Origin of the sequence: Bradyrhizobium sp. F1.4.3 (genome assembly GCF_040548375.1) — a bacterium.
Lineage (GTDB): Bacteria > Pseudomonadota > Alphaproteobacteria > Rhizobiales > Xanthobacteraceae > Bradyrhizobium.
Map to the genome: position 1 here is coordinate 233,046 of NZ_JBEPRN010000008.1, position 23,897 is coordinate 256,942.

The window sequence follows — 23,897 nt, forward strand, 5'->3', positions numbered from 1 at the left end:
CCTCCAACCAGCCAACGAAAGGTGCCGCTGATGAACATTGTCCTTCGCTTCGTGCTGCGCGTCGCCATCACCGTCGTGATGATGGTGCTCGGCGGCCGCGCCGGCGCCGTCGCGCCAAATGATCCCAGCGGCACATGGCTCGTCGAAGACGGCCGCGCCCGCGTCCGTCTCGAGCGCTGCGGACCGTCGCGCGACCGCATCTGCGGCTTCATCGTCTGGATGAAGGAGCCGGCCGACAAGCGCGGCCAGCCCTACCGCGACAAGGAAAATCCCGACCCCGACAAGCGAGCCCGCACGCTGCTCGGCCACCAGCTCATCATGGGCCTGCAGGCGACGCCCGAAGGCCGCTTCGCCGGCGACATCTACAATGCCGAGGACGGCAAATTCTATTCGGTCTCGCTGTGGCGCGAATCCGGCGACCGGCTCAAGCTCAAGGGTTGCCTGATCAAGCTGTTGTGCCAGACCCAGACCTGGCAGCAGACCCTCGACGCCCAGCCTGGCCAGCTCGTCGGCCTCACCGGCGATCTCAATGGTCCCCGCGCCGACAAGGAATGGGCGCAGGTCCCGGCGCCGAAGCCGATCCAAGTTAAGACGGAAGTGAAGACGGAAGCCAAAGCGAAATAGCGACGCGTCAGTCGCGCCGATCATCGCAACCCCGCCCGCCGGAATCCCTCCAGATAATGCTCGCGGTCCGCGTCGTTCGCCCATGGCAGTTGCGTCGCGATCCAGTGTGGCGAGATGCCGGGCTGGGTGCGGCGGAGTTCCTGTAGCGCCATCTCCGCAAGCGCGCTGTCGCCGGTCATGCCGGCGGACACCGCGAGCACGCGATAGGCGCCGGTGAGGTCGCCGCGATGGCGGATCGCCTCGCGCGCGAGCGCGATGGCCTCGTCATAGCGCTGCGCGGTGAAGCGTGCATAGCCGGCGATACCGTAATAGATCGCCAGCGACGGATCGCGCGGCGAGAGCCTTATCGCCTTTTGCGCCGCCTCGAACGAGTCGTTCGGTCGTCCGGCATAGGATAGCGCCAGCGCGTAATAGCCCTGCGCCAGCGAGAAGTTCGGATTGAGCGCGAGCGCCTGCTCGAACTCGGACAGAGCGTCCGCAAGCCGCCGCGTCGAGAAGCAGACGCTGCCGAGTGCGGCATGGGCCCAGGCGTCCTCGTGGTCGCAGCGTACCGCGGCGAGCGCGGCGGTCTCCGCGATCGGTGCCGTCGCGGCCAGTTCGGCCCAGCCGAGATGCACGCCGAACATGTGGCTCGCCGCCAGCACCGACAGCGCCTGGCCGTAATCCGGATCGATCGCGATCGCGCGCTCGAGCAGCGTCTGCGCCGCAGCGTGGTCTTGCGGCGTCACCCGCCAGTAATGCGACAGCGCCCGCATCAGCAAGTCCCAGGCATCCAGGCTCGATGGCGGCTTGCGATGGGCGCGAAAATTCTCAGCGGCATGGATCTGCGGCTCGATCGCCGCGACGATCCGCTCGGTGATCTCGTCCTGCACGGCGAAGACGTCGACCAGCTCGCGGTCGTAGCGCTCCGCCCAGAGATGGCTGCCGGTGGTGGCGTCGTTGAGCTGCGCCGTGATGCGCACGCGGTTGTCCGCCTTGCGCACGCTGCCCTCGACGATGTAGCGGACGCCGAGCTCCTCGGCGATCTGCTTGATATGGACCGCGCGTCCCTTGTAGGTGAAGGACGAGTTGCGGGCGATCACCATGAACCAGCGCTGCTTCGACAGCGCAGTGAGGATGTCCTCGCTGATGCCGTCGCCGAAATATTCCTGGGCGGGATCGCCGCTCATGTTCTGGAAGGCGAGCACTGCGATTCCCGGTCGGTCCGTCACGACGCGCGCGGGGGCGTGTGAGGTCTCGGCCGGTGCAGGCGAGGATGCCGCGTCTTCCTGGACTTCGCCGACGAAACGAAAGCCCTTGCGCGGGATCGTCTTGATCAGCCGCTGCGTCGTGCCGTCGTCGCCCAGTGCCTTTCGCACGGCATTGATCCGGCTGTTCAGCGCAGAGTCCGAGATGATGCGGTCGCTCCAGATCTCGCTGATCAGGTCATCCTTGCTGACCACGCGGGCGCGCTGCGCGACGAGATAAAGCAGCAGATCGAACACCTGCGGCTGCAGCGGAACAGCCGCGCCGTCGCATGTCAGCTCGCGCAGATCGCCGTCGAGCACATTGTTTTCAAAGAGAAATCGCACGTTTCTGTCGTCTCAAGCAAAAATCAAAGTCGTCTCAGGCGAAAATCAACCGTCCGCGAAAGTCAGGGGACGTCCGATGCAGCATGGTGCAGCGACCAATGAAGTGCCGGCGTTTTGGCACAACGGAGCTGTTTATGACCCAAATTGATCATCAGGTTCAGTCCCTGGGCCCCGACGTCTCGGGCTCGAAAGCTTTCAAGTTCATCGCCTTTCTGTACGGAATTGCGGCATATCTCGTGTTTTTCGTCACCATTCTCTACGCTATCGGCTTCGTGATGGGGCTGGTGGTGCCGAAGACCATCGACACCGGAACCGACACGCCGACGGCTGAGGCCGTCATCGTCAATCTCCTCCTGATGGCGCTGTTCGCCGTTCAACACAGCGTGATGGCGCGCCAGCGCTTCAAGGCGTGGTGGACGCAATTCGTCCCCAAGCCGGTCGAGCGCTCCACCTATGTGCTGCTGGCAAGCCTGTCGCTGCTCCTTCTGTTTTGGCAGTGGCGTCCGCTGCCCGCGATCATATGGGACGTCGCGAACCCGGATCTTGCCGTGACGCTGGTCACGCTGTCGTTCGCGGGCTGGGTGCTGGTGTTCACCTCGACTTTCATCATCAATCATTTCGAGCTGTTCGGATTGGACCAGGTGACCAATCACCTCGCCGGCAAGGAAGCGTCGCCGCCGCGCTTCAAGACGCCGCTGCTCTACAAATTCGTCCGGCATCCGATCTATCTCGGCTTCATCATCGCCTTCTGGGCGGCGCCGACCATGACCGCAGGCCATCTGCTGTTCGCGGCCGTGACCACGCTCTACATCCTCGTCGGCATAGCGCTGGAGGAGCGCGACCTCGTCGATCTCTTCGGCGACGAATACCGGCAGTACAAGCAACGCGTGTCGATGCTTATTCCCTGGCGCAGGTCGGTATAAGCTTCGCGTCTCCCGCGCGCGTCCCCCGAAAGGAGGATGCGCGCAGGCGCCAGCGCGTGTAGCCAACTGTCATCAGATTTCTTTCCATCTTAGGAGAAACCCAAATGAAACACGTCGGAAACTGCTTCTGCGGCGCCGTCACGATCGAGGTAACGGGCGCGCCGGAGGCGATGGGCTACTGCCATTGCCGCTCGTGCCGCTCATGGTCGGGTGGACCGGTGAACGCTTTCAGCCTGTGGAAGCCGGAAGCCGTGCGCATCACCGAAGGCGCCCAGCACGTCGAGACCTTTGCCAAGACGCCGCTCAGCCAGCGCAAATTTTGCAAAAAGTGCGGCGGTCATCTCATGACCAATCATCCGCCGCTCGACCTGATCGACGTCTTCACCGCCACCATCCCCACGCTCGCGTTCGCGCCCGGCGTCCACGTCAACTACGCCGAGACGGTGCTGCCGATGCGCGACGGCCTGCCCAAGCTGAAGGATTTTCCCGCCGAGTTCGGTGGCAGCGGCGAGATGATGCAGGAGTAGGAATTCTTCGCCTCTCTCCGCCTGCGGGGAGAGGCGAACTTCCTCACCTCATCCCCGCGCGTCGGAATCCTTCCAGATAATGCTCGCGATCCTCGTCCCGTGACATCGGCAGTTCGTTTGTGATCCAGGCGAGCGAGATGTCGGGCTGGGTGCGGCGCAAGCCTTCCAGCGCGGAAGCGGCGAGGGCGGGATCGCCGAGCATGCCGGCGGCGGCCGTCAGAACGCGGTGCGCCCCGACGAAATCGCCGCGCTGCCGCATCGATTCGCGCGCCATTTGCACGGCGTCCTCGTAATTGTGTCCGATGAACTGGGCGTAGCCCGCAACGCCGCAGTAGATCGCCGCGAGCGGGTCGCGCGGGCTCAGCCGCAGCGCGTGGCGGGCGGCCGCATCGCCCTCCTGCCATCGCCCCGCGTAGCACAACGTCACGCCGAGGAAGGCGTGCGCCATCGCGAAATTCGGATTGAGTTTCAGCGCCAGCTCGAACTCCGCCAGCGCATCGTCGAAGCGGCGGCGGAACAGGTAGCTATAGCCGAGGCCGTTATGGGCCCAGGCATCCTCGCGATCGGCCTCCACCGCTGCAAGCGCTGCGCGTTCGGCGACCGGCACGGTCGCGGTCATATCGGCCCAGCCCATATGCGCGCCGAAGATGTGGCTGGTCGCGAGCAGGCCCAGTGCCTTGCCATAGGCGGGATCGATCGCGATCGCCTTTTCCAGCAGCGCTTGCGCTGCCGCATTGTCCTCGCGCGTGATACGCCAGTAATGCGACAGCGCGCGCATCAGGAAATCCCAGGCGTCCAAGCTGCCCGGCGGCTTCTGCTGCGCGCGAAAACTCTCGGCGGCATAGAGCTGCGGCTCGATCGCGGCGACGATCGCCTCGGTGATCTCGTCCTGCACGGCGAAGACGTCGGCGAGGTCGCGGTCGTAGCGCTCGGCCCAGAGATGGCTTCCGGTCGCGACGTCGTCGAGCTGCGCCGAGATGCGCAGGCGCTCACCGCTCCGCCGCACGCTGCCTTCGACTACGTAGCGCACGCCGAGCTCGCGCGCGACCTCGTGCATATGCACGGCGCGGCCCTTGTAGACGAAGGAGGAGTTGCGCGCGACGACGAAGAACCAGCGCAGCTTCGACAACGCGGTGATGATGTCTTCGCTGATGCCGTCCGAGAAATAATCCTGTTCGCGGTCGCCGCTCATATTGGTGAAGGGCAGCACGGCGATCGCGGGCCGGTCGGGCAGCGCGAGCGCAGCCTGCGTCTGGACGAAACGGCCGGGCTCTGGCGCGACCGCGCGCAGCTGCGTCTGGACGTCGCCGACGAAGCGAAAGCCCTTGCGCGCGATGGTCCGGATTACGGCCTGGCTCGCGCCATTGTCGCCGACCGCCTTGCGGGCGGCATTGATCCGGCTGGTCAGGGTCGATTCGGAGACGCTGCGTCCGTGCCAGATCTTGTCGATCAGCTCGTCCTTGCTGACCACGCGGTCGCGGTTTTCCATGAGGTGGACGACGAGGTCGAAGACCTGCGGTTCCACGGCAACGGGAACCTGCTCGCGGCTCAGCTCGCGCCGGTCGGTATCAAGAAGGTGATCCCGGAACAGAAACTGCACGTCGAAAACTCAGACCTCACAACGACATCAGGCAATGATGAAATCAAAATGGATTTCGACTGAAGTCTGTGAGTCCGCCGGGAGGCCTGCCCGGTTCATCGCAATCACGGGATGGCTGCCATGCCCTTTGCGGGGAGGAATACAACCTGAATTAGAATGTGGCGATTTCGGTCAGATTGTCGCGGCATCCGCCTGCCACATGCCGATGCCGCGGCAGCTCATCACGGGCAGGGATGGCGCCTGCCGTCGTTGCCGAGGTAGGTGCCCGTGTTCGGATTGTAGGATTTGTAGCGCTGCATGCAGTACTGAACGTCGCCTTCGGGCGGCGGTCCATAGGCGACCGGCGGCGGCGGATAGCCCGGCCCATAATAATAGGGTGAGCCGTAGTAGTAGGGCGCCGCGACGGCGCCGCCGATCAGTGCGCCGGCTGCGAGCCCGCCGACGAACGCGCCGCCGCCCCAGCCCCAGCCGCGATGCCCGTACCAGCGCACCTGTTCGATCTGGCCGGACGCAGCCCGCGTCATCGCGAGCGGCTGGCCGATCGGCGCGGCCGATGCTGCGGTCAATGTCGTCGCCGATAGTCCCGCAAGCAGACAAGCTCGAGCAACGAAGCGAAACGATTTCAACATTGTGGTCTCCTCGTCATGCGGCGGTTCTCGCGCCGCATGACGAGTGATAGTGCAACTCGAGAAGCGCGCTGAATTAAAATTTGGACAGGAACGTGACTGCGGACTTTCGTTGTTCTCATCGCAGCTCGTCGTTCCGGGGCGCGCGAAGCGCGAGCCCGGAATCCATCGTGCAGCGCGTGATGCCGAGAAATGGATTCCGGGCTCGCGCCAAGTGGCGCGCCCCGCAATGACGGCACAGGCAGTTTTTGTACGCCATCGAATGTGTGACGAACTGTGAATGTCCATTGCCGAACAGCGTAGCCCGCGTAAGCTGTCACTATACAAAACGCCAACCCCGAAGAAACGCTCCATGCCCGCCTTTCCCGCCGCCACCACCGTGCTCGACTCCATGCTGTTCCGCGATGCCTTCGGCACGCCGCAGATGCGGGAGGTGTTTTCCGACGTCGCGCAGGTCGCGCGCTATGCCGAGGTCGAGGTGGCGCTGGCGAAGGCGGAGGCGAGATGCGGCGTCATCCCGCAGCAGGCTGCCAATCAGATTGCGGCGCGGACTGACGTGACGGCGTTCGATTTCGACCTGTTGCGGCAGGAGACCGACATCGTCGGCTATCCGATCCTGCCGCTGGTGCATCAGATGGTGAAGCAATGCGGCGACGCCGGCCGCTACGTGCATTGGGGCGCGACCACGCAGGACATCATGGACACCGCCGTGGTGCTGCAACTGCGCGCAGGCTTCGAGATCATCGAACGCGACATCGCCGAGCTGCGCAAAGTCCTCGCCGATCTCTCCAAGCGCCATCGCGACACGCCGATGGCGGGCCGCACCCATCTCCAGCAGGCGCTGCCGGTGACGTTCGGCTACAAGACCGCGATCTGGCTCGCGATGTTCGATCGCCACGCCGAGCGGCTTAAGCAATTGAAGCCGCGCGTGCTGGTCGGCCAGTTCGCCGGCGCGGCTGGCACGCTGGCCTCGCTCGGCGACAAGGGATTTGAGGTGCAGGAAGCGCTCTGTGCCGAGCTGAAGCTCGGCGTTCCCGTCTCGACCTGGCACGTCGCACGCGACGGTTTTGCGGAGGCCGTTAACTTCCTGGCGCTCGTCACCGGCTCGCTTGGCAAGATCGCGCTCGACATCATGATCATGGCCTCGACCGAATTCGCCGAGGTCTACGAGCCCTTCGTCAAGGGCCGCGGCGCCTCCTCGACCATGCCGCAGAAGCGCAACCCGATCTCCTCGGAGCTGATGCTGGCGGCGTCGAAGGCGGTGCGCCAGCACGCCGGTCTGATGCTCGATGCGATGGTGCAGGATTTCGAACGCGCCACCGGTCCCTGGCACGCCGAATGGATGGCGATCCCCGAAAGCTTCGTGCTGAGCGCCGGTGCGCTGCATCAGGCGAAGTTCGCGCTCGCCGGCCTCATTGTCGATGAGAAAAAGATGAACGACAACCTCGCCCTTAGTCGTGGTCTGATTGTGGCCGAAGCGGTTATGATGGGGCTCGCGCCGCAGATCGGCCGGCAGGAGGCGCATGATGTGGTCTACGACGCCTGCCGGATAGCCAACGAGAAAGGCCTTACGCTGGCCGACGCGCTCTCGTCCGATTCCCGCGTCTCAACCCGGATTGACCGTGCCACGATCGAGGCGCTGACTTCACCGAAAAATTACCTCGGCCTTGCGCCCGCCATGGTCGACCGGGTGCTGAAATCGGCAACGCGTTGAAAACCAAGATGCGTGAAATTGCGTATGTTTCGTAAGCTCCAAGACGCTCGCACACTTGTGTCTCGCGATGCTAGACTTAGATTGAACGAGAGATTTTCGACAGAGGACCCGGCATGACCGAGCAACGCAATTCCGCCACTTCCATCGATCCCGTGAAGCTCGACCGGCTGGCCGAGGTGGCGGTGAAGGTGGGTTTGGGTTTGCGGCCGGGACAGGACCTTCTTTTGACGGCGCCCGCGATCGCACTGCCGCTGGTGCGGCGAATCGCCGTGCACGCCTACAAGGCCGGCGCCGGCATCGTGACACCGATCCTTTCGGACGAGGAGATGACACTGGCGCGCTACCGCCACGGCCACGACAACAGTTTTGATCGCGCCGCCGGCTGGCTCTACGAGGGCATGGCGAAGGCGTTCTCGGACAACACCGCGCGGCTTGCCATCGTCGGCGACAATCCGATGCTGTTGTCGGGTGAAGATCCTTCCAGGGTCGCGCGTGCCAGCAAGGCGAATTCGATGGCCTATCAGCCGGCGCTGGAAAAAATCGTCAATTTCGACACCAACTGGAACATCATCGCCTATCCGAGCCTGTCCTGGGCCAAGCAGGTGTTCCCCAACGATCCCGAGGATGTTGCGATCGGCAAGCTCGCGGATGCGATTTTCGCCGCGTCCCGCGTCGACCGCGACGACGCGATGGGCAACTGGGCGAGCCACAATGCGGTGCTGCGCGAGCGCACCAACTGGCTCAACGGCCAGCGTTTCCGCGCGTTACAATACAATGGGCCGGGCATCGACCTCACCATCGGGCTCGCTGACGGCCACGAATGGGAAGGCGGTGCCTCGCTGTCCAAGAATGGCATCAGCTGCAACGCCAACATCCCGACCGAAGAGGTCTTCACCACGCCGCATTGCCGGCGCGTTTATGGCCATGTCGTGAGCTCGAAGCCGCTGTCCTACCAGGGCACGCTGATCGACAACATCGCGGTGCGCTTCGAGGACGGCAGGATCGTCGACGCAAAGGCCTCGCGCGGCGCGGAGGTGCTGAACAAGGTACTCGACACCGACGAGGGCGCGCGGCGTCTCGGCGAAGTGGCGCTGGTGCCGCATTCTTCGCCGATCTCGCAGAGCGGGCTGTTGTTCTACAACACGCTGTTCGACGAGAACGCGGCCTCGCACATCGCGCTCGGCCAGTGCTATTCGAAGTGCTTCGTCAACGGCGCGCAGCTCACGCCGCAGCAGATCGCCGCGCAAGGCGGCAACCAGAGCCTGATCCATATCGACTGGATGATCGGCTCGGCCGAGACCGACATCGACGGCATTCTGGCCGACGGCAACAAGGTGCCGGTGTTCCGCAAGGGCGAGTGGGCGAAGTAGCGCTTGCGACTGGCTACGATGAGTCTTGATTGAGTCGGTGCGGGCCGAGGAACGCGCTCCACCTCTCCCCGCTTGGGCGAGGTGGACATCCGCGCGACAGCATCGGCGTAGCTCCTTCCTGGTTACGTCGCGCATTTTGTCGCACCCCGGGAAAGATGGGTTCATATGCGCGAATTTGCAGGCAAATCGCCACGTTAACCGCCTCGCAGATGCAACTTGCGGCTGATTGTCGGGGCCTGCGTAACAAAGAATTAAAAACCGGCCACTAGCGTTCCCAACACCTTTTGAAGCAATCCGGGTCCGGCCCGGCCATACTTAATTCTATCCCCGGGGAGCCAGATGTCGCGCGCGTTGATTGAAACCGGTAGTTGTGATGTGGACCTGGAGCTGCGGCCGATTGAGCCGGCCTGGATCATCGAGGGTAACCCGGTGTCCCGCTCGCACATTCTGTCGACCAGCTCGGACGGCACCTCGTCGACCATCATCTGGTCCTGCACCGAAGGCCGCTTCAACTGGTATTATGATTTCGACGAGACCATCATGATCCTGGAAGGATCGATCGTGCTCGAGAGCGACGGCATGGCGCCGAAGCGCTATGGCGTCGGCGACGTGATCTTCTTCCGCGACGGCGCGCACGCCAAATGGCATGTCGAGGGCCACGTCAAGAAGATCGCCTTCTGCCGCAAGACCAACCCGGCGCTGATCGGCTTCATGGTCCGCGTTGTCAACAAGCTCAAGCGGATCTTCCTCTCGCCCGGCGAACGCCGCCCTGCGACCCTGATGGGTGCCGGCTAGTCTTTTCAAAGGACGCTTCCCAGCGGCTACGACGGAAGAGGGGCCGGGACCAACATCCCGGCCCCTCTTTCGCGTCATGTGGCGAGTTCGAGCCGGTAGACATCGGTCGCGGTCTGCGAGAACAGCGCGGTCTTCTCAGGCTCGCTCATCGGCGCGGCGATACGCTTGAAGGCGTTGAAGATCACCTGATAGCTGCACTGGCCCTTGTCCGGCGGAAAATTACTCTCGAACATCGCGCGCTTCGGCCCGAACGCCTCGATACAGGTCTCGATATAGGGTCGCCATGCGGCGGCAAGCTCCTCGGATGATGGCGGCCTCGCGCGCAGATGGAAATCATAGCCGAGCAGGCACATCGCGAGCCCGCCGAGCTTGACCACGACGTTCTCGCATTTCGCGATCTCCTGGATCGAGGCCCGCCACTGCGGAAACACCTCTTCGCGCCGGCCTGCGAACCGGCCGACGCCGGCCGGCCCGCCGCAATGATCGAGCACGATTTTGGTGTCGGGGAAGGCGCGCGCGAGCTCGGTCAGCTCGCCGATCTGCGGATGAAACAGCCACGCGTCGAAGCTGAGGTTCAGCGGCGCCAGGCAGGCAAAGCCTTTACGGAAGGTTGGATCCTGCAACAACCCCTTCGGCCGGGTTGCATACATGCCGGCGACGACCGGATCCTCGTCCCAGGCCGAGGAATGGCGGATGCCGCGGAAGCGGCCGCCTCCGGCGGCGATCTCGGCTTCCAGCACCGGCTTAGCCGCATCGCCCAGCAGGAGATTTGCGTGGCTGACGATGCCGGCGCAGATCGCGGCCTTGCCGTAGCCGCCGCTTGCGCTCATCGCTGCGACGCCGTTGGCGAACTCGACCTCGCCGACCGGCCGGAACGCCTCGGGCCCATGCGCGCGATACATCGAGCGGCAGTCGACATAGACGGTAGCGATGATGTTGTGGCCGGAGGCGATGTCGGCCGCTATCTCCTCGATGAGATAGCGATGGCCGCGATTCCAGAGATGATGATGGGGGTCGACGATCGGCCGCAAGGGATCGATGATCTCCTCTTGACGCAGCGCGAGCCAATTCTCGCGCGGCTCCACGAATAGCCCGCTCGTGTTGGCAGGCAGACCGCTTGCAGCCATTGGCGTTCGCTCCCTCTGGGTTTTTGTGCTGGGAGCCTAGCACCTCGTCCTCACATGCAGCAGCGCGCGCTACGCAACCGCACCCTCTATCGCGAGCACAGCGGGCGCTGTCGTCAGCCCTTGCGCCGCTTCGCTCTCACGTCGACCATCAGACGCCAATCCGGCACATCGGCCGGCTTGACCTCGCCGAGCCAGTGGAAGGAATCATCTGTGATCTCGGTAAAACTCCAGCGCGTCAGGTCGCCGGATTCGGTCGTGCCTTCCTGCACGATGTCCTCGCCGTGTGGGCGGCCGATCTGCTGGCGGAACATGCTGCGACCGGGATCGAACCAGGAGATCCGCCAAGCGGAAATGGAGGGATCGTAGACCCGCACCGTCGTGCCGTACCAGTTGCCGGCGATCGGAAAGGCCGGGCCGGCCAATGGGCGGGGAATGATCCAGACGTCCTGGACGGCGCGGCCCTCCAGCACCCAGCCGAAGTGAATCTCGCCGGGCGCGCTGTGCCTGGTCCCGTCAGCCCCATGGGCCGTGATCTCGGCGTCCCAATCGCCGACGAAGCGGCCATAGAGCTGGAGCGCCGCCGCGTGCTCGGGGTTCGGTCCATCAGCGTGCAACAATCTCTCAAAGTCGGTCATGTCGATCTCCTGTTGCAGGGAGATCAGCACGACTGAACGACTGCCGACTTGGAAAAAATTGCCATCACTTGCCGTCAGGTTTTGTGCAACGACAAATGCCTCATGCCTCGGTCTGTTGCCTCGGGTGCGCGAGGGCTGCTCGATTGTTCGGCTCTCCAAATAGCGATGACGGATACGATGACCAGGCCCGCGCCGAGCAGGCTGGCGCGTGAAAACGACTCACCGAGCAGGACGGTGCCGAGCATCACCGCAATGACCGGATTGACGAAAGTATAGGTCGACACCAGCGATGTTGAAACGTTCTCCAGCAGCCAGTTATAGGCCGTGAATCCGATCACGCTGCCGGAGATGATCAGCCATAGCGCGGCTGCAATCGAAATCATCGAGGCATCGTTGGGCCTGAAGCTATCGAACTCACCCATCAGCCAACTGATCGTGAACAATACGGCGCCGCCGATCGACAGCTGCATGCCGGAAAGCAGCGTCGCCGGCGCCTGGCTCGACATCCGCCGCGACAGCACCGTGCCGATCGACCATGACAGGGCCGAAGCGAGCAGCCAGATGACAGGAAGAATGCTGATGCCGGCGTGCTTGATGTTTTGCCACGCGACCAGGCCGACACCGAAGAAGCCTGGCACGAGCGCGACTAACGCAATGGACGTCGGGCGCCGGACGGTCGGGAACATGAGATCGATCAGCAGGATCCAGAACGGGATGGTGGCCAGGACGATGGCCGCCACGCCCGAAGGAACCGATTGCTGGGCAAAGGCGAGCACGCCATGGCAGCCAACGAAGAATAACAATCCGCACAGGCTCGCCTGCAACCATGTCTGGAAGGAGACGCTCGCGATCTCTCGCCCGCTGAAGGCGAGCAAGACGATGCCGCCGCACAAAGAGCGAAGCGCCATTAGGACAAATGGCGGAATGGATTTCAGGCCCAATGCGATTGCGAGGTAGGTGGAACCCCACAGCAGGTAAATGGCCGCGAACGAGCCAATGACCAGGAACCTTCTGCTCATGATTGCTTCGATCCAAACGACAATCGAAGCAACCAAGTCTCCGGAGGCTCGTGGGTTCCGGTCTCGCCCCGGGTCACACCCCCTCGAGGATGATCACAGTCGGCGTCGACGGCAACGTGTCCCGTGATATCCGCAAGGAACGCTCGGTGCGCCGGTCGATCTCGAACTGCTGACCGATCCGGCGCATGAAATCGTCGAGCGGGGTGGCGAAGCGGTGCATCGGCAGCACCACCGAGGCGCGCAGCCGCTTGGTGATCTCCGAGACGCCGTCGAGCGACATGGTGTAGGTGCCGTCGATCGGCACCATCACGATATCGAGCCGGCCGATCTCGGCGAAATGGCTGTCGTCGAGCTTGTGGTGGAGATGGCCGAGATGGCCGATGCAGAGCCCCGCGACCTCGAAGATGAAGATCGAATTGCCGTCACGGATCATGTCGGCGCCGGAATCGTCGCCGAAATAGCGGCGGATGTCGGTGGTGACGTTGCGGATGAAGGTGTCGCCGATCCGTTCCGAGACCACCGCCGGCTTACCGTCCTCGCCCCAGCCATGCAGCACATGAGGAATCCGCTTGTCGGGAAATAAGGTGTAATGCGTGCTGTGAGCCCGGTTCATGGTGACGACATCGGGCAGCCGGCCGACCTGATAGGCGCCGCTATAATCGGTCGCGATGCGCAGGCCGCCCGGCGTGTCGATGAAATAGGTGGAATGGCCGGCGTAGGTGATCTCGACTTCGGCCGTTGCCGCCACTTGCCGGAACGCGACCGGCATGGCGCGGGGCGCAGCATTGGCCATTGCCAGGCATTCGCTGCGCGGCGGCTGCTGGGCGAGGGCAGGCGAGAGAGTTGCGCCGAACAGCGCCAGAGCCGCCGAAACAAGTCGCCACATATCCGTCCCCGATGACTTCAGGGGAAAGTCTAGCGTGCAATGCGGCGCGTGGCCAACAGGACGCGATCAACAGCGCGTCAGTGTTGCACCCCTCACTCCCGCCTTTTATTCGCGCCTTGGGCTGAACTTCCAGGTGACCGCAATAAGGCCCGCGGTGATCAGGCCGCTGATGAGGCCGGCGATCGGGAGCGCGAGCAGCAGCGCGGCGGTGGCGGCCCAGCCGATCGAGGAGAAGGCCTCGGCAAAGGTCGCAAGTCGCGACGAGGTCTGGCGGCGGCGGAATTGGCTGCGCCGGGCCTGAATCCGAAACCAGAGCTGGATCGCGGTGGCGGAAGCCGCGCTGATGATGATTGCGGCTGCGGTGATCGCGGTCTGGAACGGCGAGGCGAAGGCCAGCGCCGCGACCAGCGGGCTGAAGATGACGGCGATCGCGATCAGCACCACCTCGATCTTGGCGCGGATGACGCTGGACGGCGTCAGTGGCGCAGTCGCAACCAGATCGGGCGCATCCTCACCCGAGATCGTCAGCCAGGCGAGTCCGCCTGCGAGCTGTCCTGCCGCCATCACGATGACAGGCGTGATCAGCGTCAGCGCCGCGGAGCTGTCGGCAAAGCTACGCCAGAGCAGCAGTGCCGGCGGCACCAGATAGAGCAGCTGCATCAGGGTCTGCGAGATCAGCCAGGGATCGCGCCATAGGAGTATGAATTCCTTGCGCCGCAGCGCCTGCTGCCGCGATCCGCCGCGGAACGGACGCTCCTTCGCGCGTCGGCGGCCGGACGCGCCGTAGGCGGCGGCTTCGATCGCGGTATCGGCGAAGCGGCCCGAGAACATCGCCATCACGCTTCCAAGCAGCACTAGCCCAAGCGCCAACAGAAGCAGCAGCGCCTCGCTGTCACCCATGGTTGCGCGCGCGGGCCACCACCAGATGCTGTCGGCATCAGGTGCGTAGGCGGCCACGGTGCCGGAGGTCAGGATGGTGAAGCGCGACAGCGTGCCATAGGAGATGATCGCCGCGACCTGGAGCGCGATGACAAAACCCGCACCGATGATTGCGGCCAGGATCTGGGCGACGAAGCGCGTCCGTGCCGGGCCGATCACGCGGAACAGGAGGATGGTGACGGCAATCGCGACGGCCGCGGCCGACAGGCCCATCGCGACGACGACGCCGATGGCGGCGAGCCACCGCGCGCCGCCGCCGATCACCAGCACGTCGATGAAAGGCGTCGAGAACAACAGCGCCATCGTCGTGACGGTGAGCGCGATTGCGGCGATGCGGACCGAGAACAGATTGGCCAGCGTCGCCGGCGAGGACATGATCAGATCGAGATCGGCACGGGCGTAAAACACCCGCGTCACCGATTCGATCGCCTGCGAGAGCATCAGCGTCCAGGCCAGGAAAATCGTCGCCGAGATCACGATTAGCGAGGATTTGTCGAGCGGAAGTTGCAGATTGGCGAAGCGGCCTATCACCGCCCAGGCCGGCACGTGCAGGAGCGCTGCGAAGAAGAGCAGGCCGATCACGGCGACGCGCGTTCGCCGGCGCCGGCCGCCGGTCATCATGGCAAACCATTCGCGCCAGGCGAGCCGGAGCTCGTGGCGGGCAAACCAGGAGAGCGCAGTCGCCGAGCTCATGCGGCGGCCTGGAGCGTCACCAGCGCGATGAAGAGATCTTCCAGACTGGTGTCGGCATGTCCATTCTGCTGGCGCAGCTCGGTGAGCGTGCCTTCGGCGACAAGACGGCCCGATGCGATTACGCCGATGCGGTCGGCCATGCGCTCGGCGACCTCCAGAATATGCGTGGTCATGATGACGGTGCAACCGGCGCGGACGCGCTCGGCGAGCAGCCCCTTCACATGGCGGGCGGACACGGCATCGAGCCCGGTCAGCGGCTCGTCGAGGATGATGAGGCGGGGATCGTGCACCAGCGCGCCGGCGAGTGCCACCTTCTGGCGCATGCCCTTGGAAAAGCCGTCGCAGCGCTCGTGGCGGTGCGGTTCGAGCCCGAGCGAGCTCAGCAGCTCCTGCGCGACCGGTTCCGAGACGGACGGCGCGATGCCCCAGAGCCCTGCAACGAATTCGAGATATTCGAGCGGCGTCAGCTTGTCGTAGATCATCGGCTCGTCGGAGACCCACGCCATCACCTGCTTGGCGGCGACGGGATTTTCGAGCGCGTCGATGCCGAAGATCGAGACGCCGCCGGCATCGGGCCGCAGCAGGCCCGCGACCATGCGCAGGGTGGTGGTCTTGCCGGCGCCGTTGGGGCCGACGAGGGCGTAGAATTCACCAGCGTGAATGGTGAGATCGAGGCTATCGACCGCCAAACGGTCAAAACGCTTCGTTAACCCCAAGACTTCGAGCGCCGAGCTGTCGGGCTTCATGACGGCCACACCATCCGGTTTTGCATTGCTCGCGACCATGACCCGAAGATGTTTCGGCACGGTGAATCGCGCTGCCGCAAATTCCGGCATCCGCCTTGGACTAAAGGCAAGTCACCGTTTGTTGACAGCGCTAGGCGGTTCAGGCTGAATTGGCGCCGGGACAAATGGCGCTAACGCGGCGAAACGACTGCGTAGCGGCTGGACACAAGATGCGGCAAGGCGGTCGTCAAGAACCGCTGGTTGCATCGGGAGGAAGCGCGGCGATGCTGGATTTCGTTCAGCAGCTGGTCAGCGGTGTTGCGCTCGGCTGCGTCTACGGCCTGATCGCGCTCGGCTTCGTGCTCGTCTACAAGGCTACCGAGGTCGTCAATTTCGCCCAGGGCGACCTGATGATGCTGGGCGGCTTCTTCGCCTTCACCTTCATTGGCATGATGGGCCTGAACTACTGGGTCGGATTTGCCGGTGCGGTGGCCGCGATGGCGCTGTTCGGCATGCTGGCGGAACGCATCGTGGTGCGACCGATCCTCGGCTATCCGCAATTCTCCATCATCATGGCGACGATCGGGCTCGGCTACTTCCTGCGCTCGGTTGCCGGCATGATCTGGGGCACCGACGATTTCAAGATCGACACGCCCTTCAGCCAGGGCGTGCTGCGCATCGGCTCGCTGGTGCTCGCCCATGACAAGTTGTCGGTGATCGCGGCGACCGTCATCCTGTGCGCGCTGCTCTATCTCTTCTTCAACAAGACCACGCTCGGCACCGCGATGCGCGCCAGCTCCGAGAACATGCTGGCGGCCTATTACATGGGCATCCCGGTCAAGCGTGTGGTGTCGATCGTCTGGGCGATCAGCGCGGCGGTCGCGACCTGCGCCGCCGTGCTGCTGGCGCCGATCACCTTCATCCATTCCAATGTCGGCCTCGTGCTCGGGCTGAAGGCGTTTCCGGCCGCCGTGCTCGGCGGTTTCGGTTCGATTCCCGGCGCGGTCGTCGGCGGCGTGCTGATCGGCGTGATCGAGAGCATGGCCGGCTTCTATCTGCCCGAGGGCTGGAAGGACGTCGCGCCCTATGTCGTGCTGCTAGCCGTGCTCCTGCTCAAGCCCGAAGGCCTGTTCGGCCTTCACGTCCGCAAGAAGGTCTGAACGCCATGCGCTTCCTGTTCAAGACCGATTATGAGGACGACATCAGGCTGTTTCCCCACTCAGGCTACGTCGTCTCCTATGGCTTGCTGCTCGCGGTGCTGCTGATCGCACCCTACGTGCTTTCCAGCTATCTGATGAGCCAGCTCGTGTTCGTCTGCATCTATGCGACCGTCGGCGTGGCGCTGCTGATCCTGACCGGTTTCACCGGGCAGGCCTCACTCGGGCACGCCGCGTTCCTTGCGATCGGGGCCTACACGGGAGCCTACCTCCAGAAATATGGTGTGCCGTTCCCGGTCTATTTCCTCGCCGCAGGCGCCCTGACCGGCCTGATTGGCGCGCTGGTCGGCTTTCCAGCGCTGCGGCTCCAGGGCATCTATCTCGTCATCGCCACCATCTCCTTCGCCTTCATCGTCGAGGAGATCCTGGCGCGCTGGGAAAGCGTCACCAATGGCAATGAGGGCATGCGGATCAAGGCGCTGTCGCTGCTCGGGGTTACAGTCTCGCGCGACAGTCCGACCTTCTATTTCCTCTGCCTCGCCGTGCTGGTGCTGACCATCGTCGGCACGCTCAATCTGTTGCGCTCGCCGACCGGGCGCGCCTTCGTTGCGATCCGCGACAGTGAGACGGCGGCACGCAGCATGGGCGTCAATGTGGCGCTCTACAAGGTAAAGTCCTTTGCGATCTCGGCGGCGATCACCGGCTTTGCCGGCGTGCTGTTCGCTCACAAGCTCTCCTTCATCTCGCCGGAGATGTTCACGCTCCAGCTCTCGATCGAGTTCATCATCGTGATCCTGATCGGCGGCACGTTCAGCCTGCACGGCGCCGTGCTGGGCGCGATCTTCATCGTGATGATCGATCCGTTCCTGACGTACCTGAAGGACGACATGCCCGGCATCATCGCCGGCGTTGCCGCGACATTTGGCGCCGGCACGCAGGGTGCCGCCAACGTCCAGTCGAAGGTCGCGGCTTTCGCCTCGCTCAACGGGCTGAAGGGCGCGATCTACGGCATCATCATCGTGCTGTTCGTGCTGTTCGAGCCGCTCGGGCTCTACGGCCGCTGGCTGAAGATAAAACTCTTCTTCCAGCTCTTTCCGCTCTACAAGCGCGCCACCTTCAAGCGGCAGAAGATCTATGTGAAGTCGGAGCGGAACCGATGAGCTATTTCCGCGCCGAGAACCTGTCGCTGCATTTCGGAGGCCTCAAGGCCGTCGATGCGGTGTCGTTCGCGGTGGAGAAGGGCGAAATCCTGTCGATCATCGGTCCGAACGGCGCCGGCAAGAGCTCGATCTTCAACCTGATCTCGCGGATCTACCGGCCGACCTCGGGCCGTATCTTCTTCGAGGACCAGGACATCACGGAGCAGCCGCCCTACGATATCGCCAGGCTCGGCATCGCCCGCACCTTCCAGAACATCGAGCTGTTCGAGAATGCGACTGTGCTCTCGAATTTGCTGGTCGGACGCCACCGGCATTCGACCACGCAGCTCTGGCAGGAGATCTTGTTCCTGCCGAGCGTGCGGGCCAACGAGAAGCTGCATCGCCGCCGGGTGGAGCAGGTTATCGAATTCCTCGATCTCGAGCCCTACCGCGACAAGCTGATCTCAGGCCTACCTTACGGCGTGCGCAAGGTGATCGAGCTCGCGCGCGCGCTGTGCTCGGAGCCGAAGCTGATCCTGCTCGACGAGCCATCCTCCGGGCTCAACGTCGAGGAGACCGACGACATGTCGTTCTGGATCCGCGACATGAAGAGCGAGCTCGGCGTCACCGTGCTGATGGTCGAGCACGACATGTCGCTGGTCAACCGGGTCTCCGATCGCGTCATCGCGCTGAACTACGGCCGCGTGCTGGCGATGGGCTCGCCCACTGATGTACAGCAGCATCCCGACGTCGTCGCTGCGTATCTGGGAGCCTGATGCGATGGATGCCGCGGCGACATCAGACATCATCCTGAAGCTCTCCAACATCGAGAGCTATTACGGACCGATCATGGCGATCCGCGGCATCTCGCTGGAGGTGCCGCGCGGCCGCATCGTCACGCTGTTGGGCGCCAACGGCGCCGGCAAGACCACGGTGCTGAAGACCATCTCGGGCATTCTCGATCCGCAAAAAGGATCGATCGAATTCATGGGCAAGCCGATCCAGCGCATGGAGGCCGACAGGATCGTACGGCTGGGCCTCAGCCATGTGCCGGAAGGCCGCGAGGTGTTCCCGTTCCTCTCCGTACGCGAGAACCTGATGATGGGCGCCTATCCGCGCCGCGATCGCGACGGTGTCGCGGAGGATCTCGAGCGCGTCTACGGTTATTTCCCGCGGCTCAAGGAGCGGATCAACCAGCCGGCCGGCCAGCTCTCCGGTGGCGAGCAGCAGATGCTCGCGATCGGACGCGCGCTGATGAACCGGCCGGCGCTCTTACTGCTCGACGAGCCCTCGCTCGGCCTGTCGCCGATCCTGGTGAGGGAGATCTTCACCATCATCCGCCGCGTCAACGAGGAGCAAGGCATGTCGATCCTGCTGGTCGAACAGAACGCCAGGGTGGCGCTGGAGACGGCGCACTACGGTTACGTGCTGGAGATCGGTCGTATCGTGATGAACGACAGCTGCGACCGCTTGATGCATTCCCAGGACATCCAGGAATTCTACCTTGGCGCCAAGGAACAGGGCGCGCGAGGCGAGCGGCGCTGGAAAAAGAAGAAAACTTGGCGTTAGAGCAAAACTTGGCGTTAAATGAACCGGCCCATCCGTCAATATAGACCGCCGGTAAGGCAGGCAGCGGAGGGGAAAGCGACAAGGAGGAGACGCGCATGGCCCGACCGGCGGTGCTGACGGTCGCCGATACGATCGCGAGGAGCTTTTTGCGCGCAGCGGAGACGCGCGGCGACAGGCCGGCCATCCGCGAGAAGACATTCGGCATCTGGCAACCGACCAGCTGGCGCGAATGGCTGGCGATCTCGAAGGAGATCGCCTACGCGCTTCACGCGACCGGCTTCATGCCGGGCGACGTCGCTTCCATCATCGCCAACGCCGTGCCCGAGTGGGTCTATGCCGACATGGGCATATTATGCGCCGGCGGCGTCTCCTCCGGAATCTATCCGACCGATGCCGCGGCCCAGGTCGAATATCTCCTCAATGATTCCCGGACCAGTGTGATCTTCGCCGAGGACGAGGAGCAGCTCGACAAGATCCTCGCCTGCCGCGTGCGCTGTCCCAGCCTACGAAGGATCATCGTGTTCGACATGGAGGGCCTCAGCGGCTTTTCCGACGACATGGTGATGTCGCTCGACGAGTTCCGCGCGCTCGGCCGCAACCACATGGTCGGCCGCGAGGCGCTGTGGCAGGACATGATCAACGGCCGCAGCGCCGGCGATCTTGCCGTTCTTGTCTATACGTCGGGCACGACCGGCCCGCCCAAGGGCGCCATGCACGCCAACCGCAGCGTCACGCACCAGATGCGGCATGCCAACGATTTCATTCCGGCGTGGGAGGACGAAGACCGGCTGATCTTCCTGCCGCTCTGCCACGTCGCCGAACGCATCGGCGGCTACTACATCTCGGTCGCGCTCGGTTCGGTGATGAATTTTGCCGAGAGCCCCGAAACCGTGCCGGACAATCTGCGCGAGGTGCAGCCGACGGTGTTCCTCGCGGTGCCGCGCATCTGGGAAAAATTCTATTCCGCCATCACTATCGCGCTGAAGGACGCGACGCCGTTCCAGCAATGGGTCTACCGCCGCGCCATCGGCATCGGCTACCGCATGGTCGAATGCCGGATCGAGGGCAAGACGCCGCCGCTTTCACTTCGTTTGGCCAACCGCCTCGCCTACCGGCTCGCGTTCCGCAACATCCGCCGCATGATCGGGCTCGACCGCTGCCGCATCGCGTTCACGGGTGCAGCGCCGATCGCGCCGGATTTGATTCGTTGGTATCTTGCGCTCGGCATCGACATCCACGAGGTCTACGGCCAGACCGAGAATTGCGGCGTCGCCACCATGATGCCGGCGGAGCGCATCAAGCTCGGCTCGGTCGGCAAGGCCGTGTCCTGGGGCGAGGTCGCGCTCTCGCCCGAGGGCGAGATCCTGATCAAGGGCGACTTCCTGTTCATGGGCTATCTCAACCAGCCGGAGAAGACTGCGGAGACCATCGACCCGCGTGGCTGGCTGCGGACCGGCGACGTCGGCACGATCGACAACGAAGGCTTCGTCAAAATCACTGACCGGATGAAGGACATCATCATCACCTCCGGCGGCAAGAACATCACGCCGTCGGAGATCGAGAACCAGCTCAAGTTCTCGCCCTACATTTCGGACGCCGTCGTGATCGGCGACCAGCGGGCCTATCTCACCTGCCTCGTCATGATCGACCAGGAGAACGTCGAGAAGTTCGCCCAGGACCACGACATCCCCTTCACCAATTACGCCAGCCTGTGCCGGGCGACCGAGATCCAGGACCTGATCTGGCGCGAGATCGAACAGGTCAACGGCAATTTCGCCCGCGTCGAGACCATCAAGAAGTTTTACCTGATCGAACGCCAGCTCACGCCGGAGGACGAGGAGCTGACGCCGACCATGAAGCTGAAGCGCAATTTTGTGAACAAGCGGTACGCCGCGGAAATCGATGCGATGTATCGCCAGCGCGCGGTGGCGTGACGGGCCTGCCAATTTGAGAAAGCGAAGGAGCCGTGGCCCCGCCCTTCGCGCAACACGGGCCTTTATGGAGAGGAGACGTCAATGTCGAGATCGTTGAGAGCGTTCGGCCTTGCTGTGGGTGCGGTGGCGCTCACCTGTCTGCCGGCCGTAGCGCAAACCAAGGTCACCAATGAAGGCATCTCGGCCAACGAGATCGTCATCGGCACCCATCAGGATCTGTCGGGCCCGATCAAGGTGTGGGGTGTGCCGGTCTCCAACGGCATGAAGATGGCGGTCGAGGAGATCAATGCGGCCGGCGGCATCCAGGGGCGCAAGATCAAGATGATCCTGGAGGACAACGGCTACGATCCGAAGAAGGCCGTGCTCGCCTCGCAGAAGATGGTCGAGCGCGACAAGATCTTTGCAATGATCGGCCCGATGGGCTCGCCGACGGTGCTCGCCGCGCAGGACATCCTGTTCGACGCCGGTGTGCTCCAGCTGTTTCCGCTGACGGCCGCCGAGTTCACCTTCAAGTTCGATCCGGCCAAGCCGCAGGAGCGGCTGAAGTTCAACAACCTGCTGCCCTACGTCGAGAGCACGCGGGCGGCGCTGAAATACATGATGGAGTGGAAGGGTTTCCAGAAGCCCTGCATCATGCACCAGGATGACGAGTACGGGAAGAACGTGCTCGACGGCTTCAACCAGCAGCTTGCTGCGATGAAGGTGCAGGCAGCCTCGGTGACAAGCTACAAGCGCGGCGCCTCCGACTTCAGCGCGCAGGTCGCAAAGATGAAGTCCGATGGCTGCGACCTCGTCGTGCTCGGCACCGTGATCCGCGAGACTATCGGCGCGATGACGGAAGCCAGGAAGCTCGGCTGGGACGTCACCTTCCTCGGCGCCACGCCGACCAACGTGCTGGAAGTGCCGACGCTCGGCAAGGAGGCCGTCGAGGGGCTTTATGCGGCGTCGGGCTTCGAAATTCCCTATGAGGACACCGCCAAGGGCAAGGTCCACGACTGGCTTATCAACTACAAGAAGATGTTCAACACCGACGCCAACACGCAGGCGATCATCGGCTACAACGCGGTCATGACATTCGCCTTTTACGCGAACAAGGCAGGCAAGGACCTGACCGGGCAGAAGATGCTGGACTCGCTTGAGGCAGGCGACAAGTTCCTCGACATCTTCAACTCGCCGCCGACGAAGTTTTCCAAGACCGACCACCTCGCCAACACCGTCACCCAGGTCCAGCAGGTCAAGGCCGGCCGCTGGGTGCTGGTGAAGGACAATCTGATGTTTTGATCTTCGCCTCTCCCCGCGAAGAGCGGGGAGAGGGAGAGGAGAAGTTTACGCCTTGAAATACGCGATCTGCGTCGTGGTCGCGAGCAGTCTCCCGTTCGGTGACCACAGCTCGGCGTTCTGGTCGGCGTAGCTCCTGTGCATGATCTTTGAATCGGCGGTGGCGAGCACGCGGGTGATGTCTTCGGCCGCAAGCTCGTCCGCGTCGGTGTGGAAATAGGTTGTCAGCGATACCGTGCCGAACGGCACCAGCTCGCGCCGCGCATGGAAGATGCGGCCGAAGAAGGCGTCCGACATCGACATCAGCGACAGCATGTCGAGCTTGCGCGGCTCGCGGTCGCCGATCCAGACCTTCGAATAGGTGCTGGCGAACTCGGCCTGCGGCGGGCCGATCCGCATCTCGCCCTCGACGAAACGGAATTCATACTGATTGGCCCAGGATGCCGAGATCTTTGGAAACGGCAGCGTCTGCTCGAATGCCGTGGCGTCCGGATATTTCGCCACCCTGTGCTCCCAGGACGGCCGGCGTTCGGCAAACACGGCGGTGACGAGCGTTGCGACCTCGCCGCCGCCCTGCGACAGTTCGACGCTCCAATGCTGGCTGGAGCGATTGGCCTTCACCAGCCGCACGTCCAGGTCAAACGGACCCTTGGCGATCGGTGCGCAGTAGTTGACGGTCACCGCCAGCGGATCGCCGGCGCGCTGCGGATGATCGATCAGCGCGCGCAGGATGGTCGCGGCGGTGGCGCCGCCGAACGGCCCGACAAAGGCCCAGTAATCGTCGCTGGTGTGCCCCTGCCAACTGCTGTCACCGGCGGTGATGCGGGTGGCGTCGTCGAACGGGTGCGGAAGCTTGGCGTGCATTATTGGTCCTCGATGCCGGCCCATCGTCATTGCGCGCGTAGCGAAGCAATCCAGAGTCTTTCCGCGGGGACAGTCTGGATTGTTTCGCCGCGCTCGGAATGACGGTGTTTGAGGTTTCGACGTCGGCCTCACCGGCGTCGTCTCCTGGGAATGATGACGATCATATCATGATCGTCCGCACC

Annotated in this window: 22 protein-coding genes; 12 read left to right on the forward strand and 10 right to left on the reverse strand. The window is 63.6% G+C overall.

The window, feature by feature from the left end; all coding sequences use genetic code 11:
• The first annotated feature begins 30 nt into the window (after window positions 1-30).
• Complete coding sequence (locus ABIB73_RS22210) at window positions 31-624, forward strand: DUF2147 domain-containing protein (protein ID WP_354227312.1); 594 nt, start codon at window positions 31-33, stop codon at window positions 622-624.
• Between the two features lie 20 nt (window positions 625-644).
• On the opposite strand, the gene ABIB73_RS22215 is transcribed toward ABIB73_RS22210, so the two are convergent.
• Window positions 645-2,195, reverse strand: a complete 1,551-nt coding sequence (locus ABIB73_RS22215; RefSeq protein ID WP_354227314.1) for a winged helix-turn-helix domain-containing protein — start codon at window positions 2,193-2,195, stop codon at window positions 645-647.
• A 134-nt stretch (window positions 2,196-2,329) separates the two neighbouring features.
• Here ABIB73_RS22215 and mddA point away from each other — a divergent pair, with 134 nt between their 5' ends.
• Both mddA and ABIB73_RS22225 read left to right on the forward strand, forming a co-directional pair.
• Window positions 2,330-3,118 carry a methanethiol S-methyltransferase gene (gene mddA / locus ABIB73_RS22220; protein ID WP_354227316.1) on the forward strand — a complete coding sequence of 263 codons (789 nt, stop codon included), beginning with the start codon at window positions 2,330-2,332 and terminating at the stop codon, window positions 3,116-3,118.
• Window positions 3,119-3,222: 104 nt separating this feature from the next.
• Window positions 3,223-3,645, forward strand: coding sequence for a GFA family protein (locus tag ABIB73_RS22225; protein WP_354227318.1), 423 nt, complete (start codon window positions 3,223-3,225; stop codon window positions 3,643-3,645).
• A 43-nt stretch (window positions 3,646-3,688) separates the two neighbouring features.
• Here ABIB73_RS22225 and ABIB73_RS22230 read toward each other — a convergent pair whose 3' ends face one another.
• Both ABIB73_RS22230 and ABIB73_RS22235 read right to left on the reverse strand, forming a co-directional pair.
• A complete protein-coding gene (locus ABIB73_RS22230; RefSeq protein WP_354227320.1) occupies window positions 3,689-5,245 on the reverse strand; it encodes a winged helix-turn-helix domain-containing tetratricopeptide repeat protein in 1,557 nt (518 codons plus the stop codon).
• A gap of 221 nt (window positions 5,246-5,466) precedes the next feature.
• Entirely contained in the window at window positions 5,467-5,874 is a 408-nt protein-coding gene (locus ABIB73_RS22235) for a BA14K family protein (protein ID WP_354227322.1), read from the reverse strand.
• 349 nt (window positions 5,875-6,223) lie between these two features.
• Between ABIB73_RS22235 and pcaB the strand changes: the two genes are divergently transcribed.
• From pcaB to ABIB73_RS22250, 3 genes are all read left to right on the forward strand, one after another.
• Window positions 6,224-7,585 (forward strand): 3-carboxy-cis,cis-muconate cycloisomerase, encoded by a 1,362-nt coding sequence (gene pcaB, locus ABIB73_RS22240; protein WP_354227324.1) that lies wholly within the window; start codon window positions 6,224-6,226, stop codon window positions 7,583-7,585.
• Between the two features lie 113 nt (window positions 7,586-7,698).
• Window positions 7,699-8,955, forward strand: coding sequence for an aminopeptidase (locus ABIB73_RS22245; protein ID WP_354227326.1), 1,257 nt, complete (start codon window positions 7,699-7,701; stop codon window positions 8,953-8,955).
• A 339-nt stretch (window positions 8,956-9,294) separates the two neighbouring features.
• Complete coding sequence (locus ABIB73_RS22250; RefSeq protein ID WP_354227328.1) at window positions 9,295-9,750, forward strand: cupin domain-containing protein; 456 nt, start codon at window positions 9,295-9,297, stop codon at window positions 9,748-9,750.
• A 74-nt stretch (window positions 9,751-9,824) separates the two neighbouring features.
• Here ABIB73_RS22250 and ABIB73_RS22255 read toward each other — a convergent pair whose 3' ends face one another.
• From ABIB73_RS22255 to ABIB73_RS22280, 6 genes are all read right to left on the reverse strand, one after another.
• The gene (locus tag ABIB73_RS22255; protein WP_354227330.1) at window positions 9,825-10,877 is read right to left on the reverse strand and encodes an amidohydrolase family protein; all 1,053 of its coding nucleotides are present in this window, start codon (window positions 10,875-10,877) and stop codon (window positions 9,825-9,827) included.
• A gap of 113 nt (window positions 10,878-10,990) precedes the next feature.
• A complete protein-coding gene (locus ABIB73_RS22260) occupies window positions 10,991-11,512 on the reverse strand; it encodes a hypothetical protein (RefSeq protein WP_354227332.1) in 522 nt (173 codons plus the stop codon).
• 74 nt (window positions 11,513-11,586) lie between these two features.
• Window positions 11,587-12,531, reverse strand: a complete 945-nt coding sequence (locus ABIB73_RS22265; protein WP_354227334.1) for an EamA family transporter — start codon at window positions 12,529-12,531, stop codon at window positions 11,587-11,589.
• 73 nt (window positions 12,532-12,604) lie between these two features.
• On the reverse strand, window positions 12,605-13,417 hold the full coding sequence (locus ABIB73_RS22270; protein ID WP_354227335.1) for an MBL fold metallo-hydrolase: 813 nt from the start codon (window positions 13,415-13,417) through the stop codon (window positions 12,605-12,607).
• 105 nt (window positions 13,418-13,522) lie between these two features.
• Window positions 13,523-15,049, reverse strand: a complete 1,527-nt coding sequence (locus ABIB73_RS22275) for a permease (RefSeq protein ID WP_354227337.1) — start codon at window positions 15,047-15,049, stop codon at window positions 13,523-13,525.
• Window positions 15,046-15,795: an ABC transporter ATP-binding protein gene (locus ABIB73_RS22280; RefSeq protein WP_354227393.1), complete on the reverse strand. Its 750-nt coding sequence runs from the start codon at window positions 15,793-15,795 to the stop codon at window positions 15,046-15,048. The genes ABIB73_RS22275 and ABIB73_RS22280 overlap by 4 nt, the downstream gene beginning before the upstream one ends.
• Window positions 15,796-16,058: 263 nt before the next feature.
• Between ABIB73_RS22280 and ABIB73_RS22285 the strand changes: the two genes are divergently transcribed.
• The 6 genes from ABIB73_RS22285 to ABIB73_RS22310 all read left to right on the forward strand — a co-directional run bounded on the left by ABIB73_RS22285 (window position 16,059) and on the right by ABIB73_RS22310 (window position 22,854).
• Window positions 16,059-16,934, forward strand: a complete 876-nt coding sequence (locus tag ABIB73_RS22285) for a branched-chain amino acid ABC transporter permease (RefSeq protein WP_354227339.1) — start codon at window positions 16,059-16,061, stop codon at window positions 16,932-16,934.
• Between the two features lie 5 nt (window positions 16,935-16,939).
• The gene (locus ABIB73_RS22290; protein WP_354227341.1) at window positions 16,940-18,091 is read left to right on the forward strand and encodes a branched-chain amino acid ABC transporter permease; all 1,152 of its coding nucleotides are present in this window, start codon (window positions 16,940-16,942) and stop codon (window positions 18,089-18,091) included.
• Entirely contained in the window at window positions 18,088-18,846 is a 759-nt protein-coding gene (locus ABIB73_RS22295) for an ABC transporter ATP-binding protein (protein ID WP_354227343.1), read from the forward strand. Before ABIB73_RS22290 ends, ABIB73_RS22295 begins: the two co-directional genes overlap by 4 nt.
• Window positions 18,800-19,639, forward strand: a complete 840-nt coding sequence (locus ABIB73_RS22300; RefSeq protein ID WP_502918450.1) for an ABC transporter ATP-binding protein — start codon at window positions 18,800-18,802, stop codon at window positions 19,637-19,639. The genes ABIB73_RS22295 and ABIB73_RS22300 overlap by 47 nt, the downstream gene beginning before the upstream one ends.
• A 95-nt stretch (window positions 19,640-19,734) precedes the next feature.
• On the forward strand, window positions 19,735-21,573 hold the full coding sequence (locus ABIB73_RS22305; protein ID WP_354227345.1) for an AMP-dependent synthetase/ligase: 1,839 nt from the start codon (window positions 19,735-19,737) through the stop codon (window positions 21,571-21,573).
• An 81-nt stretch (window positions 21,574-21,654) separates the two neighbouring features.
• Window positions 21,655-22,854 carry an ABC transporter substrate-binding protein gene (locus ABIB73_RS22310; RefSeq protein ID WP_354227347.1) on the forward strand — a complete coding sequence of 400 codons (1,200 nt, stop codon included), beginning with the start codon at window positions 21,655-21,657 and terminating at the stop codon, window positions 22,852-22,854.
• A 45-nt stretch (window positions 22,855-22,899) separates the two neighbouring features.
• Here ABIB73_RS22310 and ABIB73_RS22315 read toward each other — a convergent pair whose 3' ends face one another.
• Window positions 22,900-23,715, reverse strand: a complete 816-nt coding sequence (locus tag ABIB73_RS22315) for an acyl-CoA thioesterase (RefSeq protein ID WP_354227349.1) — start codon at window positions 23,713-23,715, stop codon at window positions 22,900-22,902.
• Window positions 23,716-23,897: the final 182 nt, after the last annotated feature.